The sequence below is a fragment of the Thermus albus genome (genome assembly GCF_022760855.1).
In the GTDB taxonomy this organism is placed as follows: domain Bacteria; phylum Deinococcota; class Deinococci; order Deinococcales; family Thermaceae; genus Thermus; species Thermus albus.
Window position 1 is genome coordinate 52,202 of record NZ_JAKTNR010000002.1, and the last position, 14,982, is coordinate 67,183.

The 14,982-nt window shown below is 65.0% G+C and carries 15 protein-coding genes; 5 read left to right on the plus strand and 10 right to left on the minus strand.

Annotated features, from left to right (window positions below; all coding sequences use genetic code 11):
- Positions 1–3: 3 nt before the first annotated feature.
- Together L0D18_RS02245 and L0D18_RS02250 are read right to left on the minus strand one after the other, a co-directional pair.
- Positions 4–447, minus strand: a complete 444-nt coding sequence (locus L0D18_RS02245) for a YqhA family protein (RefSeq protein ID WP_243027110.1) — start codon at positions 445–447, stop codon at positions 4–6.
- A 9-nt stretch (positions 448–456) separates the two neighbouring features.
- The gene (locus tag L0D18_RS02250; RefSeq protein ID WP_243027112.1) at positions 457–1,491 is read right to left on the minus strand and encodes a LacI family DNA-binding transcriptional regulator; all 1,035 of its coding nucleotides are present in this window, start codon (positions 1,489–1,491) and stop codon (positions 457–459) included.
- A gap of 88 nt (positions 1,492–1,579) precedes the next feature.
- Here L0D18_RS02250 and L0D18_RS02255 point away from each other — a divergent pair, with 88 nt between their 5' ends.
- Genes L0D18_RS02255 through purD form a run of 5 tightly spaced genes read left to right on the plus strand, consistent with a single transcriptional unit; the run spans position 1,580 to position 5,940 of the window.
- The gene (locus L0D18_RS02255; protein WP_243027114.1) at positions 1,580–2,113 is read left to right on the plus strand and encodes a glycerol-3-phosphate acyltransferase; all 534 of its coding nucleotides are present in this window, start codon (positions 1,580–1,582) and stop codon (positions 2,111–2,113) included.
- Between the two features lie 9 nt (positions 2,114–2,122).
- On the plus strand, positions 2,123–2,917 hold the full coding sequence (locus L0D18_RS02260; RefSeq protein ID WP_243027116.1) for a fumarylacetoacetate hydrolase family protein: 795 nt from the start codon (positions 2,123–2,125) through the stop codon (positions 2,915–2,917).
- Positions 2,911–3,804, plus strand: coding sequence for an MBL fold metallo-hydrolase (locus L0D18_RS02265; protein ID WP_243027117.1), 894 nt, complete (start codon positions 2,911–2,913; stop codon positions 3,802–3,804). Before L0D18_RS02260 ends, L0D18_RS02265 begins: the two co-directional genes overlap by 7 nt.
- A gap of 52 nt (positions 3,805–3,856) precedes the next feature.
- Positions 3,857–4,696 carry a phosphoribosylglycinamide formyltransferase gene (gene purN / locus L0D18_RS02270; RefSeq protein ID WP_243027118.1) on the plus strand — a complete coding sequence of 280 codons (840 nt, stop codon included), beginning with the start codon at positions 3,857–3,859 and terminating at the stop codon, positions 4,694–4,696.
- A complete protein-coding gene (gene purD / locus L0D18_RS02275) occupies positions 4,693–5,940 on the plus strand; it encodes a phosphoribosylamine--glycine ligase (RefSeq protein ID WP_243027119.1) in 1,248 nt (415 codons plus the stop codon). The genes purN and purD overlap by 4 nt, the downstream gene beginning before the upstream one ends.
- Before the next feature lie 15 nt (positions 5,941–5,955).
- Here the strand turns inward: purD and L0D18_RS02280 are convergent, their stop codons facing one another.
- Genes L0D18_RS02280 through L0D18_RS02315 form a run of 8 tightly spaced genes read right to left on the minus strand, consistent with a single transcriptional unit; the run spans position 5,956 to position 14,974 of the window.
- Entirely contained in the window at positions 5,956–7,854 is a 1,899-nt protein-coding gene (locus L0D18_RS02280; RefSeq protein ID WP_243027121.1) for a 3'-5' exonuclease, read from the minus strand.
- A complete protein-coding gene (locus L0D18_RS02285; protein WP_243027123.1) occupies positions 7,851–8,207 on the minus strand; it encodes a response regulator transcription factor in 357 nt (118 codons plus the stop codon). Before L0D18_RS02285 ends, L0D18_RS02280 begins: the two co-directional genes overlap by 4 nt.
- Positions 8,182–10,689, minus strand: coding sequence for a sensor histidine kinase (locus L0D18_RS02290; protein WP_243027124.1), 2,508 nt, complete (start codon positions 10,687–10,689; stop codon positions 8,182–8,184). The genes L0D18_RS02285 and L0D18_RS02290 overlap by 26 nt, the downstream gene beginning before the upstream one ends.
- Positions 10,686–10,862 carry a hypothetical protein gene (locus tag L0D18_RS02295; protein WP_243027126.1) on the minus strand — a complete coding sequence of 59 codons (177 nt, stop codon included), beginning with the start codon at positions 10,860–10,862 and terminating at the stop codon, positions 10,686–10,688. Before L0D18_RS02295 ends, L0D18_RS02290 begins: the two co-directional genes overlap by 4 nt.
- A complete protein-coding gene (locus L0D18_RS02300) occupies positions 10,859–12,607 on the minus strand; it encodes a DUF294 nucleotidyltransferase-like domain-containing protein (protein WP_243027127.1) in 1,749 nt (582 codons plus the stop codon). Before L0D18_RS02300 ends, L0D18_RS02295 begins: the two co-directional genes overlap by 4 nt.
- Positions 12,567–12,932 carry a hypothetical protein gene (locus L0D18_RS02305; RefSeq protein WP_243027128.1) on the minus strand — a complete coding sequence of 122 codons (366 nt, stop codon included), beginning with the start codon at positions 12,930–12,932 and terminating at the stop codon, positions 12,567–12,569. Before L0D18_RS02305 ends, L0D18_RS02300 begins: the two co-directional genes overlap by 41 nt.
- A gap of 40 nt (positions 12,933–12,972) precedes the next feature.
- Positions 12,973–14,715: a sodium:solute symporter family protein gene (locus L0D18_RS02310; RefSeq protein ID WP_243027129.1), complete on the minus strand. Its 1,743-nt coding sequence runs from the start codon at positions 14,713–14,715 to the stop codon at positions 12,973–12,975.
- A 10-nt stretch (positions 14,716–14,725) separates the two neighbouring features.
- Positions 14,726–14,974, minus strand: coding sequence for a DUF4212 domain-containing protein (locus L0D18_RS02315; protein WP_243027130.1), 249 nt, complete (start codon positions 14,972–14,974; stop codon positions 14,726–14,728).
- Positions 14,975–14,982 lie beyond the last annotated feature (8 nt).

Here is a 14,982-nt window from a genome sequence, read left to right on the forward strand (position 1 = left end):
GGGCTATTCTTTGGCCTTGGCCAGCCAAAGGGAGGCGGCCAGGAAGGCCACCCCCCCGGCGAAGAGGAGGAAGTCCAAGGAGGTCTGGGGCTTGAAGGCCGAGGCCTTCTCAAAGAACTTCACCACCAGAATCATCACGATAACCTGGCCCAGCTTGCCCTTTAGGTCGGCCAGGCTTTCCACCGTGAGGACGTTTTCCAAGGGGAGCTCCAGCTTGCGGATGAAAAGCTCAAAAAGGCCCAGGCTGAAGATGAGGAAGACGGCGCTCAAAAGGGCCAGGTCCACGGCGCCCACCAGGACGGGAAGGGCTTCGTCCAGGGGTTTTTTCACCGCCACCAGGGTTTCCTCGAGGGCATGCCAGGCGAAGTAGAAGGCCCCGAGGAGCATGCCCACCACGGGCAAAAGCATGAGCCAACGCAAGGGGTAGACCAGGGTCTCCGGGCGCATGGGCGCATTCTAAGGCAGGTAGGGGGCCGTGGGGGAGGTGCGGGTGGAGGCCCGTTCTATCAGGAGGGGCTCGAACCGCACCCCCCGGGGTGGCCCGGCATAGCCTTCCATCCTTTCCAGGAGGAGTTGCGCCGCCCGGGCCCCCATGGCCTCCACCGGCTGGGCGATGGTGGAAAGACCCACCTCCTCGGTGAAGGGATGCCCGTCAAAGCCCAGGACCCGCACCTCCTTGCCCAGGGTAAGGCCCAGCCTCTCCGCCTCCTCCAGGACCCCCAGGGCCACCTGGTCGGCGCCGGCGAAGACGTTGAGGGGCGGGGAGGCCTTTTCCAGGAAGTACCGGAGGGCAAGCCTGCCGCCTTCCTGGGAGAGGCGGGTGGTGTAGAGGTGCCCCTCGGGAAAGGGGCGGCCCGTGGCCTTGAGGGCTTCCCGGAATCCGGCCAGGCGCTCGGCGAAGACCGTGTGGTGGAAGGCCCGGTCGGGTTCCTCCTCCACCTTCACGGTGAAGATGGGCCCGGGGAAGCGGGCCAGGTACTCCCCGGCCAGGTGGCCGCCCAGAAAGTTGTCCAGGTAAACGGAGTCGTAGCGGGGATTTTTGGCGTCCACCAGCACCACGGGACGGTCGGTGGGTAGACGGCCCCCTTCAAAGTGTTCGCTGAGGTCGTAGGAGGCCAGGATGAGGCCGTCGGTGAGGAAGGCCAGGGTGGAGCTTTCCAAATAGCGCCTAAGCCGGGCCTGGGAGAGGATGGGAAAGAGGGCCAGGTCGTAGCGCTTTTCCAAGAGCACGCTCTCAATGCCCTCCACAAGCCTGCGGTAAAACTCCGTGGCCACAAAGGGAAGGAGGACCGAGACCGTGTAGCTTCTCCCTCCCGCGATGCGCCGGGCATGGGGGTTGGGGGTGTAGCCCAGCTCCTCCATGGCCTGCAGCACGCGGGCCCGGGTTTCCGGCCGCACCGCCTTGTGGTTGTTGAGCACCCGGCTCACGGTGCCCAGGCCCACCCCGGCCCGGGCGGCCACCTCGAGGATGGTGGGTTTTTTCCTTCTCATGGTCGGACGATCCTACCGCTGGAAGCGCTTCATGGAAACTTCCATCCTTAGGATAGGGCAAGCCCCGGCCCTTTGCAAGAATGGGAGCATGGCCTATGTGCTGTGGGCGTACCTGTTGGGTTCCTTGGTGGGAGGCCTCCTCTTCTTCCCCGAGGTGCGGGCCAAGGACCTTCCCGGGGGCTCTGGGGTTTACCGCCGAAAGGGCCCTTTGGCGGCCCTTTTGGTGGTGGTTTTTGACCTGGGGAAAGGGGCGCTGGCCGCCTGGCTGACCCCGCCGGAGTGGCGGGCCTGGGCGGCGGGGGCCGTGGTGGCGGGGCACAACTGGCCCCTTTTCTTCCGCTTCCGGGGCGGGGGTGGGATTGCGCCCTCCTTGGGCTACTTCCTGGCCTGGCTTCCCGGGGAAACCTTCCTGGCCACGGCCTTGGGCCTGGGGGTGGCGGGGGTCTACCACCTTCTTTACTGGGGGAGGCGCCGGAGGGGCATCTACCCCATTCCCTTTGGGGCCATCTTCGGGTACCTGGCCCTTTTGCTCCTGGCTTCCCCCGAGGGCAGGCTGGGGGCTTTCCTGGCGGCCCTTTTGGTGGGGCTCAGGGGCCTGCAAATCCTTAGGGGAAGATGGTAGCTTTAGGGCATGAAGATCCTCCGGTTCCACGAGGGGCGTTGGGGCATACTGGAAGGGGAGCTGGTCCTGGAAACCGATGGCCCGGGGGGTAACCCCACGGGGAAGCGTTATGACCTGGCCGCGGTGCGCCTTCTGGTCCCGGCCACGCCCAGCAAGATCGTCTGCGTGGGGAGGAACTACCAGGAGCACATCCGGGAGATGGGCCACGACTTCGGCCAGGATCTGCCCAAGGAGCCGGGCCTGTTCCTGAAGGCCCCCAACAGCCTGGCCCACCCTGGTAACCCCCGGGACCCCTGGAACACGGGGGATGCTGTGCCCTACCCCTTCTTCACCCAGGAGCTCCATTACGAGGGGGAGCTGGCGGTGGTGATCGGGGACCGCATGCGGAACGTGCCCCCGGAAAAGGCCCTAGACCACGTGCTGGGCTACACCATCGCCGTGGACATCACCGCCCGGGATGCGCAGAAGCAGGACCTCCAGTGGGTCAGGGCCAAGAGCGCGGACAAGTTTTTGCCCCTAGGTCCTTGGATTGAGACGGATCTGGACCCCCAGAACACCTGGGTGCGCACCTACGTGAACGATGAGCTCCGCCAGGAAGGGCATACGTCCGCCATGATCTTTTCCGTGGCGGCGATTCTCTCGTACATCTCCAGCTTCATGACCTTGGAGCCCCTGGACGTGGTCCTCACGGGCACGCCGGAAGGGGTGGGGGCCCTTAGGCCTGGGGACCGGTTGGAGGTGGCCGTTGAGGGCATCGGCACCCTCCACACCCGGATCGGCCCTAGGGAGGAGCGCCCATGGTGAAGGTCCTGGACCTCCACTTCCAGGGAGCGGAAAGGGTGATCGCCAGCTTCCTCCTGGAGTCCCAGGAGGGGCCAGTACTGATCGAAACGGGGCCCGAGAGCACCTACCCCCGCCTCGAGGCGGCCCTAAGGCGGGAAGGGGTGGACCCCAAGGAGGTCCGCCACGTCTTCGTGACCCACATCCACCTGGACCACGCCGGGGCCGCCTGGCGGCTGGCCCAGCTGGGGGCCACGGTGTACGTGCACCCGCGGGGGGCCCCTCACCTGGTGGACCCCTCGAGGCTCCTGGCCTCCGCCGAGCGCATCTATGGGGCCATGCTGAAACCCCTTTGGGGAGAGCTTAAGGGTATTGCCCAGGCGCAGGTGCGGGCTTTGGCGGACGGGGAGGTGGTGAACCTAGGGGGGCTTAGGGTGCAGGCCCTGGAAACCCTGGGCCACGCCTCCCACCACCACGCCTACCTGGTGGATGAGCTCCTCTTTGCCGGGGACGTGGCCGGGGTGCGAATAGCCCCGGGGCCGGTCCTGCCCCCCACCCCGCCCCCCGACATCCACCTGGAAAGCTGGTATGCTTCTTTGGACCGCATCCTGGCCCTGCGGCCAAAAACCCTTTACCTCACCCACTTTGGAGGGTATGGGGACGTGGAGGCCCACCTCCTGGCCCTAAGGGGTGTTTTGGAGGAGTGGGCGGGCTGGGTCCTGCACCGGCTCAAGGAGGGCCTTCCCCCGGAGGTGATGACGGAGCGTTTTGAGACCTACTGGCGGGAAGGCTTGCGGCGGGCCGGGGTGGGGGAGGAAGGGATAAAGCTTTACGAGCTGGCCGATCCCCCTTACATGAACCTGCAAGGCCTGGTGCGCTACTGGCAGAAGCACCATCCCGAGGCTCTTTAGTATGGAGGGGCGCGGGTTTTCCACCCCCTTTCCTTTAGGCCGGCCTGCGCGCATGGCGGTCTTGGCCTCGGGCCGGGGGACCAACCTGGAGGCCCTCCTCGAGGCCTTTCCGCCCGGAAACCCCTGGGGGGAGGTGGTGCTGGTCCTCTCCGACAACCCGGAGGCCTACGCGCTGAGGCGGGCTGGGAGCCGGGGGGTGGAGGCGCTGGCCATCCCCTGGCGGGGGCGGAGGGCCTTTGAGGGGGAGGCCTTGGCCCTCTTGCAGGCCAGGCGCATTGACCTGGTGCTCCTGGCCGGGTTCATGCGCCTCCTTTCCCCTGGTTTTGTGGAGGCCTGGTACGGGCGGCTTTTGAACATCCACCCTTCCCTTCTTCCCGACTACCCGGGGCTAAACGTGCACCGGCGGGTCCTCATGGCGGGAGAGAAGGAAACGGGCTCCACGGTGCACTTCGTGGACCAGGGCATGGACACCGGCCCCATCGTCCTGCAGGGCCGGGTGCCCATCCTGCCCGGGGACACCCCGGAGGCCTTGGAAAGACGGGTGCTTTTCCTGGAACACCGCCTCTATCCCCAGGCGGTGCGGCTTGTCCTCCTGGGGCTTGCCTTCCCGCCCCCCGAGGAAGGGGAGCTCGCCCCTTGGTTCCGGGGTCTGCCCCCTCGGCAAAGGCCCCTTTACCTGCGGGCGTATGCCCTTCTTAAGGCCTGGGGACAGGAGGCCATAGCGCTATGGGCCTTCCAGGGCCAAGGAGGCGAGTGGGGAAGAGGGGCCTTTTTGGCCGCCCACCTTTTGGCGGAGGACCATCCTGCCCTGCGCCGGGAGCTCGCCACCCTGCCTGAGGAGGTCCGGCTTCAGGTGGAAAAGACGCTGACCCGGGTAGAATCTTCCCCATGAAGGTGCTGGTGGTGGGCTCGGGGGGACGGGAGCACGCCCTCCTTTGGAAGGCGGCGCAAAGCCCCTTGGCGGACAGGCTTTACGCCGCCCCTGGCAATGCCGGGATGGCGGCTTTGGCGGAGCTGGTGCCTTGGCATGGGGACGTGGAGGCCCTGGCGGACTGGGCCTTGAACGAGGGGATAGACCTCACCCTGGTGGGTCCCGAGGCCCCTTTGGTGGAGGGGATCGCCGATGCCTTCCAAAGGCGGGGCCTTCTCGTCTTCGGCCCCACGCAGAAGGCGGCCATGATTGAGGGCTCCAAGGCCTTTGCCAAGGCCCTTATGGAGCGCTACGGCATTCCCACGGCCCGGTTTAGGGTTTTCCAGGACCCCCTTTCGGCCCTGGAGTACGTGGAGGAAGTGGGGGTACCCATCGTGGTCAAGGACTCGGGGCTGGCGGCGGGGAAGGGGGTGACGGTGGCCTTTGACCTCCACACCGCTAAACAAGCGGTGTCCAACATCCTTTCGGGACCCGAGGGGGGCGAGGTGGTCATCGAGGAATACCTGGAGGGGGAGGAGGCCACGGTTCTCGCCCTCACCGATGGGGAGGCCATCCTTCCCCTTTTGCCCTCCCAGGACCACAAGCGGCTTCTGGATGGGGACCAAGGACCCATGACCGGGGGGATGGGGGCGGTGGCCCCCTATCCCATGGGTTCGGAAACCCTGCGGCGGGTGGAGGAGGAGATCCTGAAACCCCTGGTCCAGGGCTTGCGGGCCGAGGGTGTGGTCTACCGCGGGGTGGTCTACGCTGGCCTCATGTTGACCCGGGAAGGGCCCAAGGTGTTGGAGTTTAACGCCCGCTTCGGCGACCCCGAGGCCCAAGCCCTTTTACCCCTTTTGCAAAACGATCTGGTGGAGCTGGCCCTAAGGGTGGCCGAGGGGCGGCTTAAGGGGACGGAGCTTTCCTGGCGGGAAGGGGCCTCGGCCTGCGTGGTCCTGGCGGCACCCGGCTACCCGGAAAACCCCAGGAAGGGGATTCCCCTGCATGTGCCCGAGCCGCCGGAAGGGGTCTTGGTCTTCCATGCGGGGACCCGGTGGGAAGGGGGTAAGTTGGTGAGCGCTGGGGGACGGGTTTTGAACGTGGTGGGGTTGGGCCAGGACCTGGAGGAGGCCTTGGGGCGGGCCTATGCCTTCATCCCCCAGGTGGGTTTCCCTGGGGCCCAGTACCGCAAGGACATCGGCCAGAAGGCCCTGAGACGGCGCTGATCCCTCCACCGGGGCTTAGTATTGCAGTTTGGCCAGGGGCAGCTTGGCGCAGGCCTCGAGGGTCCTCCCCAGGGTGCGGTACCCTTTGGCCTTAAGAAGGGGAACCATCCGGGCAAAGACCTCGGCGGTCATGAGGGCGTCCCCCAAGGCGGTGTGCCGCCCCACCACCGGCACCCCGAAGCGTTCCGCCAAGGCTTCCAAACGGTGGTCCTTTAGGTCGGGGAAGAGGAGGTGGGAAAGGAGCAGGGTGTCCACCAGGGGGGGTTGATGAATCCCCACCCGCCGCAAAAAGGCCATGTCAAAGGCTCCGTTGTGGGCCAGGAGGACGCTATCCTCCAAAAAGGCGCGGAAGGCGGGAAGGACCTCTTCCAGCCGGGGCTTGCCCTTCAGCATCTCCCAGGTTAGCCCGTGCACCTGGCTGGAAGCCTTGGGGATGGGCCGGCCGGGGTCCACCAGGGCCTCAAAAACCTCCTGGCGGAGCACCCTTTGCCCTAAAACGTGCACCCCTCCCAAGGCGATGATGGCGTCCTTTTCCGGGTCCAAGCCCGTGGTTTCCAGGTCAAAGGCCGTGTAGAGGAGGCCCTCTATGGGGGCTTCCTCCAGTTCCTCCGGGACTTGGAGGAGGGTAAGGTCAAAGACCACGGCCCTGGGAGGGGGACCTTCCTGGGCGGGAAGCCTAGGGGCTTCCCGTGCGGGAAGGAGGAGGTGGAGGCGAAAGGCCTCCTTCCAGGCGCTTCCCCCCGAGCGCCCGGCGGCTTCCTCGAGCAGGGGAGGCAACCGGACGCCCCCACCCCCTTCCGGGAGGGTTAGGGTGAGGTGAAGGAAGCCATCCTTCCGCCTGGCTTCCAAGAAGGCTTCCTCTACCTCCTCGAGGGCCTCCGCCAAGCCCCGGGCCAAGGCGTAGGTGTCCGCCAACACCAGAAGCCCCTTGGCCCCCTCCTCCAGGGAGAAGCCGGGGGCGATGCCTGCCTCTCGCTCCAGCGTCTCTAGGAGGAGAGGAAGGAGGTCCTCCGCCAGTACCTCCGCCGCCTGGGGTGGGGGCCTCCAGGAGGCGAGGAGCTGGCCAAGCTCTTCCGCAGTGGCCTTAGCAGTGTTCAGGAGGGCTTGGAGGCGGGGGGTTTGCACCTCCAGGTGCAGCACCTCCACCAAGGCCTTCAGCCCCGCCAGTTTGTCCCGCAGTTGGTGAAGGAGCTTTCCCTCCAGAGCCCCTTCCTCTTTGGCCCCTTCCAGGAGAACCAGGTACCCCTCGTCGCCCTCCAGGGGCACCACCTGAAGCCACAAGGCCCCCTTCGGTCCCTGGGTAAGAAAGCGCTCTTCGGGAAGGCTTAGGGCATGGACCCAAAGCCCCCGGTCCAAAAGGCCCAGGAGGCTTTTGCCCACCCCCAGGCCCTCCCCCAGAAGCCCCCGGGCGGCGGGGTTATAGAGGAGGACCTGGCCCTTGGGGTTGGCCAGGATCACCCCTTGGGGCAGGTGGGCGATGAGAAGGGCCAGCTTCTTGCGCTCTTCTTCCACGAGGGTCTTGGCCTCGGCGATCCGGGCGGCCACCTCCCGTTCCAAGGCCTCCTTTTCCTGAGCCAGGCGGTTGATGAGGTCCGCAAGGGCCTGAAGCTCAAAAGGACCCCGGGGGCGAAGGCGGTGGCCTGGGTTGCTTAGGATCACCTCCGCCTCCTGCCCCAGGGCCCGGGTGGCCGCCAGGTAGCCGAGAAACACGGGATAGAGCAAGGCTCCCAGCACCAGGACGAAAAGAAACCCCACGAAAAGGAGTGCAGGAATCCTGGCCTGGACCAGACGGAGGAACTCCCGGGCTAGGGCCTCCTCCCCTTGGAGAAGGAGAAATAGCCCCAAGGCCACCGTACCTCCCACCAGGAGGAGGCCGAGGAACAGGGCGCCCAAGAAGCGGAGGGCTTCCCTCATCCTTTTACCAGCCTTTCCACTTGGGAAAGAAGGTCCTGGGTGGCGAAGGGCTTGGCCATGAAGGCCTCGGCCCCCAGGGCCAGGGCCTTGGCCCGGTCCGCCTCCTGCCCCCGGGCGGTGAGGACCAGAACCTTGGGCCTTTGCGGTAGGGTTTTGGCCTTTTCCAGCACGGCAAAGCCATCCAGGCCCGGAAGCATGAGGTCCAGCACCAGGAGGTCACAGGCCTCCTGCTCCAGGGCTTTTAAGGCTTCCTCTCCCGTGCGGGCCAGGACCACCTCGTACCCGGCCCTCTTCAGGAGGAACTCCAGGGGTACCAGGATGCTTTCCTCATCGTCCACCACCAGGATTCTCATGGCTCACCTCCAAAGGCAGGGTGAAGGCGAAGGATCCTCCTTGCCTGTTTTCCAGCCATATCCGTCCTCCCAAGCCTTCCACCAGCCTGCGGGCTAGGAAAAGCCCCAGGCCCGTGCCGCCAGAGAAGCTCTGAAAGGGTTCGAACACCAGGGCCCTGGCCTCCTGGGGTACCCCAGGTCCGTCGTCTTGGATGCGGAAAAGGGCTTCCTGACCCGTGCGGGCAAGCTCGAGGCGCACCCGGCTTCGGGCGTGGCGCAGGGCGTTGTGCAGGAGGTTTAGGAGCACCTGGAGTACCCGGTCGCGGTCGGTGAGGGTTTCCACCCTCACCAGCTGGCTTTCCATTGTAATCCCCCTTTCCCGGGCCAGGGGTTCCACCAAGGCCAAGGCCTCCTCCGCCAGGGCCTTAAGGTCGGTGGGGCTCCTGGCCAAAGGCACCCCGGCTTGCAAGCGGGTGTAGGCCAAGACCTCCTCCACCAGGCGGGAAAGGCGGGCAGCTTCCTTGGCCAGAAGGGCGGTGAAGCGGCGCCTTTCCTCCTCGCTGAGGTCGGGGTTGGCCTCGAGGATCTCCGCCAAGGCCCGCACCGCGGTGAGGGGGGTCTTGAGCTCGTGGGAGACGGCGGCCAGGATCTCGTCCTTGGCCTGGTCCAAGGCCTTTAGGCGTTCGTAGGCCTCGGAAAGCTCCCGCTTGGCCTCCTCCAACGCCCGGGCGTAGGCCCGCACCTCCCGCGACTCCCGAGCGGCTTCCTCCAGAAGGGCTTCAAAGGGGGAAGGGGTCTCGGGAGCCTCCCGGGTGGCGGAAAGGAGAAGGAGCCTGGCGGTGGCGGGGCCCACCGCGGCGGAAAGCCAGGACTCCGCCAGGGCCACGGCCTGGGGGCCGGAAAGGGTCTTGGCTTCCTCCCGGAAGGCCTTTTCCGCCTCTGGGCCCAAGACCCGGCCCACCAAGGCGGCCAGCTCCCCGAGTTCCCCGGTGCGCCCCTCAGGGGCAGGGCCTTTCCGGGTGAAGAGGGAAACCCCCACCGCAAGGGCCAGGTTCAGCCCCACGCTGGCGAGAAAACCATGGGTTATGGGGTCAAGGCCTTGGAGGCCCAAAAGCCCTTCGGGGTGCAGGAGGGGATGCGGACCCTCCAGAAACCCTTTGGGGAGCCAGCCAGAGCGGGCCAAGGCGGGCAGGAAGAGGGTATAGGTCCAAAGGGCCATTCCTCCCAGGAGGCCGGCCAGGGCTCCTTGGGGGGTGGCTCCCTTCCAGAAGAGCCCCAAGAGCCCCGCTGGGGCCAGCTGGGCCACGGCCACAAAGGAGATGAGGCCCATGGCCACCAGGGCATAGGCCTCTCCTGCCAGGCGGAAGTAGAGGTAGGCCAAGAGCATTACCAGAAAGATGGCAAGCCGCCGCCAGGCCAGAAGGCTGCCTAGGGCCTTCCGGCGCAGGAGCAGGGGGGAGAGGAGGTGGTTGGAGATGAGGATGGAGAGGGCCAGGCTTTCCACCACCACCATGGCGGTAGCGGCAGAGACACCTCCTAGAAAGGCAAAAAGCGCAAGCTCCTGTCTTCCCAGCGCCAAGGGTAGGGCCAGCACGTAGAGGTCGGGGTGTTCCTGGGGCAAGAGGAGCCTTCCCCAAAGGGCCAGGGGAACCACGGGCAGGTTAATGAGCAAAAGGTAGAAGGGAAAAAGCCACGCGGCCAAGCGCAGGTGCTCGGGGTTGGTGTTCTCCACCACGCTCACGTGGAACTGCCGGGGGAGGAAGAGAAAGGCCAGGCCAGAGAGGAGGACCAGGCTCACCCAGGCGAGATGACCGGCGAGTCCCTCAGGGGGCCGGAGGAGGGGTAGGAGTTCGGGGGCCTGGTAGGCGTGGGGGAAGGGGTTTCCCAGCCAAAGGAGCACGACCCCGCCCACGGTGAGAAAGGCCAGGAGCTTCACCCAGGATTCAAAGGCCACCGCCAGCACCAGCCCCGGGTGCTTTTCCGAGGGGTCCAGGTGCCGGGTGCCGAAGAGGATGGCGAATAGGGCCAGGAGCAAGGCGGTGGGGAGGGCCACGTCGCCTATGGGTTCCTTCCCCCCGCTTAGGAAGAGAAAGCCTTGGGCAATGGCCTTGAGCTGAAGAGCCAGGTAGGGCAACAGGCCTACCACCAGAAAAAGGGCGGTGAGGGGACCGAGCGCCCCAGGCCCATAGCGGAGGAAAAAGAAGTCGGCCCAGGAGGTTAGGCGGTGGGTGCGGGCCAGCGCCAAAAGCTTGCCGTGCAGAAAAGGCCAAAGGACCAGGACCAGGGTAGGGCCCAAGTAGATGGCCAAAAAGCCCATGCCCTCCGTGGCTGCCCGGCCTACACTTCCGAAAAAGGTCCAGGCGGTAGCATAGACGGCCAGGGAAAAAGTGTAAGCGTGGGCGCTTTGGGCGAAGGCTCTGCCCTGGCCCTCCCCCCAAAGGGCCACCAAAAATAGGGAGGCCAGGTAGAGGAAAAGGATCAGGAGAACCCAAAGAGCGCTCATGGCTTACGGTAGAGCAAGTAGGCCAGGAGGATGACCAGGCTCCAGGCCAAGAAGAGGTAAAGGTACAGAAGGGGGAGCCCCCAAGACCCCTTTCCCCCTAAGGGAAAGAGGCCTAGGGGAGGGGTAAAGAGGGTCAAAGCCAGGAGGAAGAGGGCCAGAGCTCTTTCCTTCATCGCAGTTGGAAGTGGCTTGCGGTGCTTTCCTGGATCTCGGCGATGGCCCGGAAGCCCTCGAGGGCCTTCCGCCTTTCCGATGGCGTTAAGGCGGACCAGAGCACCCGGTTTCCCACCTCCTTTCCTTGGCGCAAGCTCTCCAGCTGGTGCTTGAGGCGCAGGGTGAAGAAGAAGCGAAAGGCCTCCTCCAACCTGTCCGCCCCTTCCTGGCTCAGGGTACCGCTTTGGGCCGCCACCCTTAGCCGCTCCACCGTCCCTCTGGCCAGGCTCCCCGCCTGGAGGGCATAAAGCCGGGCCAGGGCCACGATGGGAGCGATGGCGTGCCGCTTCAGGTCAAGGAAGCCCTCCTCGGTACGCACCCGGCCAAAGAGGCCCAAGGGGGGGCGGAAAGCGAGGCTAGCCTGGGCCATATGGTAAAGGAAAACCCCCTTCTGGCTGCCTTGAAGCAGGGTTTCTTCTAGAGGTTTCAGGGAAAGCGTGCCGGCGGCGGAGCGGAAGTCAAAGAAGATCTGCGTGTCCAGGAGGGCCTGGGGTTCGGGGGCCTCCATCCAGTGGCGGAAGGTATCCTGCCATTCCCTTAGGCTTTTCCGCCAACGGGTGGCCATGTACCCCCCCTTGCACTCCGGAATACCGGCCTGGATAAGCCCCTTTACCACGCGCTCCGCCAGGGCCTGGAAGTAGGGGTCGTGTCCCCCTTCTGCCAGGACTAAGGCATTGTCCTGGTCGGTGAGGAGGGCCTGTTCCCTGCGGCCTTCGGAGCCAAAGACCATGAAGCTGTAGGGGATGGGTGCGGGGCCCAGGGCCTTTTCCGCCTCCCTTACCAAGCGCCGGATGAGGGCGTCGTTGAGGGAGGCCACCACCCTGCCGATTTCCACGCCCCCGAGGCCCCTTTGGAAGAGGGCTTCCACCAAGGAGGCCACCTCGAGGCCATACCGGGAAAGCTCCAGCCGCTCAATCCGCCTTAGGAGGACCAAGGGGCTTTGGGCCTGGTTGAGGAGCAGGTCGGTATGGGTCACCACCCCCACCACCTTCCCCCCTTCCGTAAGGGGCAGGTGGTGGATGCCCCGCTCCACCATGGCCGCCAGGGCCTCATAGATGGGGGTTTCCGCCGGGAGGGCGAAGAGGGGCGTGGTCATCACCTGGGCCACGGGGGTGGAGGGGGAAAGGCCCTCCGCCAGGACCCGGTTTCTTAGATCGCGATCGGTGAGGATGCCCAAAGGCTCCCCTTCCACCAGGAGGCTGGAGATGCCCTCTTGGCGCATCCTCCTCGCGGCCTCTTCCACCGTGGCCGAAGGGGGGATGAAGGCGGGGGGTCGGCGTACCAGGTTGCCCACGGGGGCAAAGAGGGAGGGTTCTGGCGCCAGCCGCAGCCTTACCCGTTCCGCCAGGCCTTGGCCAAAAAAGCGGGCTGCTTCCGGGTAGGCTAAAAGCCTTTGGAAGGACTCCTTGGGGAAGGCCAGGACCTTGACCGGGGTCTTGGCCACCACCCCCAGGGCCGGGGGTTCGCCGGAAAGGAGGGAAGGGAAGCCGAAGAACTCCCCCGCCTCCAGGGTTCCCACCTCCCGTTCCCCGTCCAGGAGGGCCACCTGGCCTTCCAGGAGGAGGTAGAGCCTCTGGGCGGGTTCCCCTCCCTGTTCCAAAAGCCGCGTCCCCGGGGGATGGTGCTCCTCGAGGGCTTGGTGGAGAAGGGCCTCGAGGTCGGCTTCAGGAAGGGCGTTTAAGGGAGGGATCTTCCGGGGATCCATAGGCGGGGGTTAACCAGGCCACCAAGGGAATGAGGTAGTGCAAGGCCACCTGGGCCTGGAGCAGGATCAAAAGGCCTATCCCCAGCATGAAGGCTGGAGGTAGGAGGATGAAAAGCCGTACAACGCGGCCAATGCCTGGTGGAGGCAAGGGCCAAAGGCGGTGGTAAACAATGCCCAGAATCGTTCCTATGCCAACCCCTAGAGCGATCTGGAAGAGCATCTTGGGTGTGGGAAAGGGCAGGCCCAAGAGGTAATGGCCGCTCAAGTAAAAGCCAAAGAGGACCACCAAGCTTCCCAGGTAAAACCTCAGATAAAGGAGGTGCATAGGAACATTGTAGGGGGGCGAAAGCCCCCCTTTCCCTTGCTTAGTGCTCAGCTGCCTGGCCTGCTCCTTTGGGGATACGGATATCCTCCACCAGGTGCTGGATGTGTTCGGGGGGCGGGGGCGTGATTCGGGAAACCACGTAGGCCACCACGAAGTTGAGGATCATGCCGACAACCCCGATGCCCTCGGCGCTGATACCCCAAAGGTTAGGGATCACCGGGGCCGGGGCGCCGAAGATTTGCGGTGCCCGCATCATGCCGATCATGGTTGCGGTGAAGATGAGCCCCACCAGGATGCCGGCAATGGCCCCCTCCCGGTTCATGCGCTTATCAAAGATGCCCAGGAGAATGGCAGGGAAGAGGCTGGCCGCTGCGAGGCCGAAGGCGAAGGCCACCACCTGGGCTACGAAGCCCGGGGGATTGATGCCGAAGTATCCCGCAAGGATCACCGCCAAGAGGATCACGATCCGACCCGCCAAAAGGCGCTGGGCCTCGGTGGCAGTGGGGCGGAAGATGCGGTAATAGATGTCGTGGGAGATGGCGCTGGACATGGCCAGGAGCAAGCCGGCGGCCGTGGAGAGGGCAGCGGCCAGACCTCCGGCGGCCACCAGGGCGATCACAAAGGGGGAAAGCTTGGCCACCTCCGGGGTGGAAAGGACGATGATGTCGTTGTCAATGTGCACCTCGTTCTTGCTCTTTTCGTCAGGGGTATTGAAGTCCGGCTTGCCGCCCTTTAGGGCGAAGGCCCGGCCCGGGGCCACGGTGACCTTGCCGTCTCCGTCCTTGTCTACAAAGGCCAGGAGCTTGGTTTTTTCCCACTTGGCCACCCAGTCAATCTGGCGCACTTCTTCCAGGCTCTTGCCATTCAGGGTGGAGATGAGGTTGTAGCGGGCAAAGGCCGCCACCGCCGGGGCTGTGGTGTAGAGAAGGGCAATAAAAAGCAGGGCCCAGCCGGCGGAATAGCGGGCGGAACGCACATCAGGCACGGTGTAGAAGCGGATGATCACGTGAGGCAAGCCTGCGGTGCCCACCATCAAGGCCAGGGTGATGGCCAAGATGTCAATCATGGGTTTGCCCTGGAAGGGCTTGGTGTACTCGGTGAAGCCCAGGTCCACTTGAATCTGGTTTAGACGGGCCACCAAGTCGCTAAAGGTAAAGGCCAGCTGGGGAACGGGGTTGCCAGTGAGGATATTGGCGATGGCGATGGCGGGGATCAAGTAAGCGATGATCAGCACCGTGTACTGGGCCACCTGGGTCCAGGTGATGCCCTTCATGCCACCCAGCACGGCAAAGAAGGCTACCACGGCCACCCCGATGATGACCCCGGTGGCGATGTCCACCTGGAGAAAGCGGCTGAACACGATGCCCACGCCCCGCATCTGCCCGGCCACGTAGGTAAGGGAGATAAAGATGGTGGCGATGGCGGCCACGGCCCGGGCGGTGTGGGAGTAGTAGCGGTCGCCAATGAAGTCGGGTACCGTGTACTTCCCGTACTTGCGCAGGTAGGGGGCCAGGAGCAGGGCCAAGAGTACATACCCCCCGGTCCAGCCCATGAGGTAAACGGCCCCGTCATACCCCATGAAGGAGATTAGCCCCGCCATGGAGATGAAGCTGGCGGCGGACATCCAGTCGGCGGCGGTGGCGGCTCCGTTGGCGATGGCGGGCACGCCCCGGCCCGCTACATAGAACCCCGCAGTTTCCCTAACCCGGCTGGCGTAACCGATATAGATGTATAGGGCAAAGGTAAGGCCCACAAGGAGATAGGTCCAGACTTCCACGCTCATGGTCTTCCTCCTACTCGTGCACCCCGTACTGGCGGTCCAGTTGGTCCATCTTCCAGGCGTAGTAGAAGATTAGGACGACGAAGACGTAGATGCTTCCCTGCTGGGCGAACCAGAACCCCAGGGGAAGCCCCCCTAGGCGGATGCTGTTTAAGGGTTCCACCAGGAGGATGCCGAAAACGTACGAAACCAGCGCCCAGATGATAAGCAGGTTTCGTATCAAGGATGTGTTGGCCTTCCAGTACCCTTCCAGGTTGCTCATAACTCCCT

Excerpts from the sequence above, each read along its gene's own strand:
- L0D18_RS02245 (WP_243027110.1), bottom strand. The coding sequence starts at position 447 with ATGCGCCCGGAGACCCTGGTCTACCCCTTGCGTTGGCTCATGCTTTTG.
- L0D18_RS02250 (WP_243027112.1), bottom strand. The coding sequence starts at position 1,491 with ATGAGAAGGAAAAAACCCACCATCCTCGAGGTGGCCGCCCGGGCCGGG.
- L0D18_RS02255 (WP_243027114.1), top strand. The coding sequence starts at position 1,580 with ATGGCCTATGTGCTGTGGGCGTACCTGTTGGGTTCCTTGGTGGGAGGC.
- L0D18_RS02260 (WP_243027116.1), top strand. The coding sequence starts at position 2,123 with ATGAAGATCCTCCGGTTCCACGAGGGGCGTTGGGGCATACTGGAAGGG.
- L0D18_RS02265 (WP_243027117.1), top strand. The coding sequence starts at position 2,911 with ATGGTGAAGGTCCTGGACCTCCACTTCCAGGGAGCGGAAAGGGTGATC.
- purN (WP_243027118.1), top strand. The coding sequence starts at position 3,857 with ATGGCGGTCTTGGCCTCGGGCCGGGGGACCAACCTGGAGGCCCTCCTC.
- purD (WP_243027119.1), top strand. The coding sequence starts at position 4,693 with ATGAAGGTGCTGGTGGTGGGCTCGGGGGGACGGGAGCACGCCCTCCTT.
- L0D18_RS02280 (WP_243027121.1), bottom strand. The coding sequence starts at position 7,854 with ATGAGGGAAGCCCTCCGCTTCTTGGGCGCCCTGTTCCTCGGCCTCCTC.
- L0D18_RS02285 (WP_243027123.1), bottom strand. The coding sequence starts at position 8,207 with ATGAGAATCCTGGTGGTGGACGATGAGGAAAGCATCCTGGTACCCCTG.
- L0D18_RS02290 (WP_243027124.1), bottom strand. The coding sequence starts at position 10,689 with ATGAGCGCTCTTTGGGTTCTCCTGATCCTTTTCCTCTACCTGGCCTCC.
- L0D18_RS02295 (WP_243027126.1), bottom strand. The coding sequence starts at position 10,862 with ATGAAGGAAAGAGCTCTGGCCCTCTTCCTCCTGGCTTTGACCCTCTTT.
- L0D18_RS02300 (WP_243027127.1), bottom strand. The coding sequence starts at position 12,607 with ATGGATCCCCGGAAGATCCCTCCCTTAAACGCCCTTCCTGAAGCCGAC.
- L0D18_RS02305 (WP_243027128.1), bottom strand. The coding sequence starts at position 12,932 with ATGCACCTCCTTTATCTGAGGTTTTACCTGGGAAGCTTGGTGGTCCTC.
- L0D18_RS02310 (WP_243027129.1), bottom strand. The coding sequence starts at position 14,715 with ATGAGCGTGGAAGTCTGGACCTATCTCCTTGTGGGCCTTACCTTTGCC.
- L0D18_RS02315 (WP_243027130.1), bottom strand. The coding sequence starts at position 14,974 with ATGAGCAACCTGGAAGGGTACTGGAAGGCCAACACATCCTTGATACGA.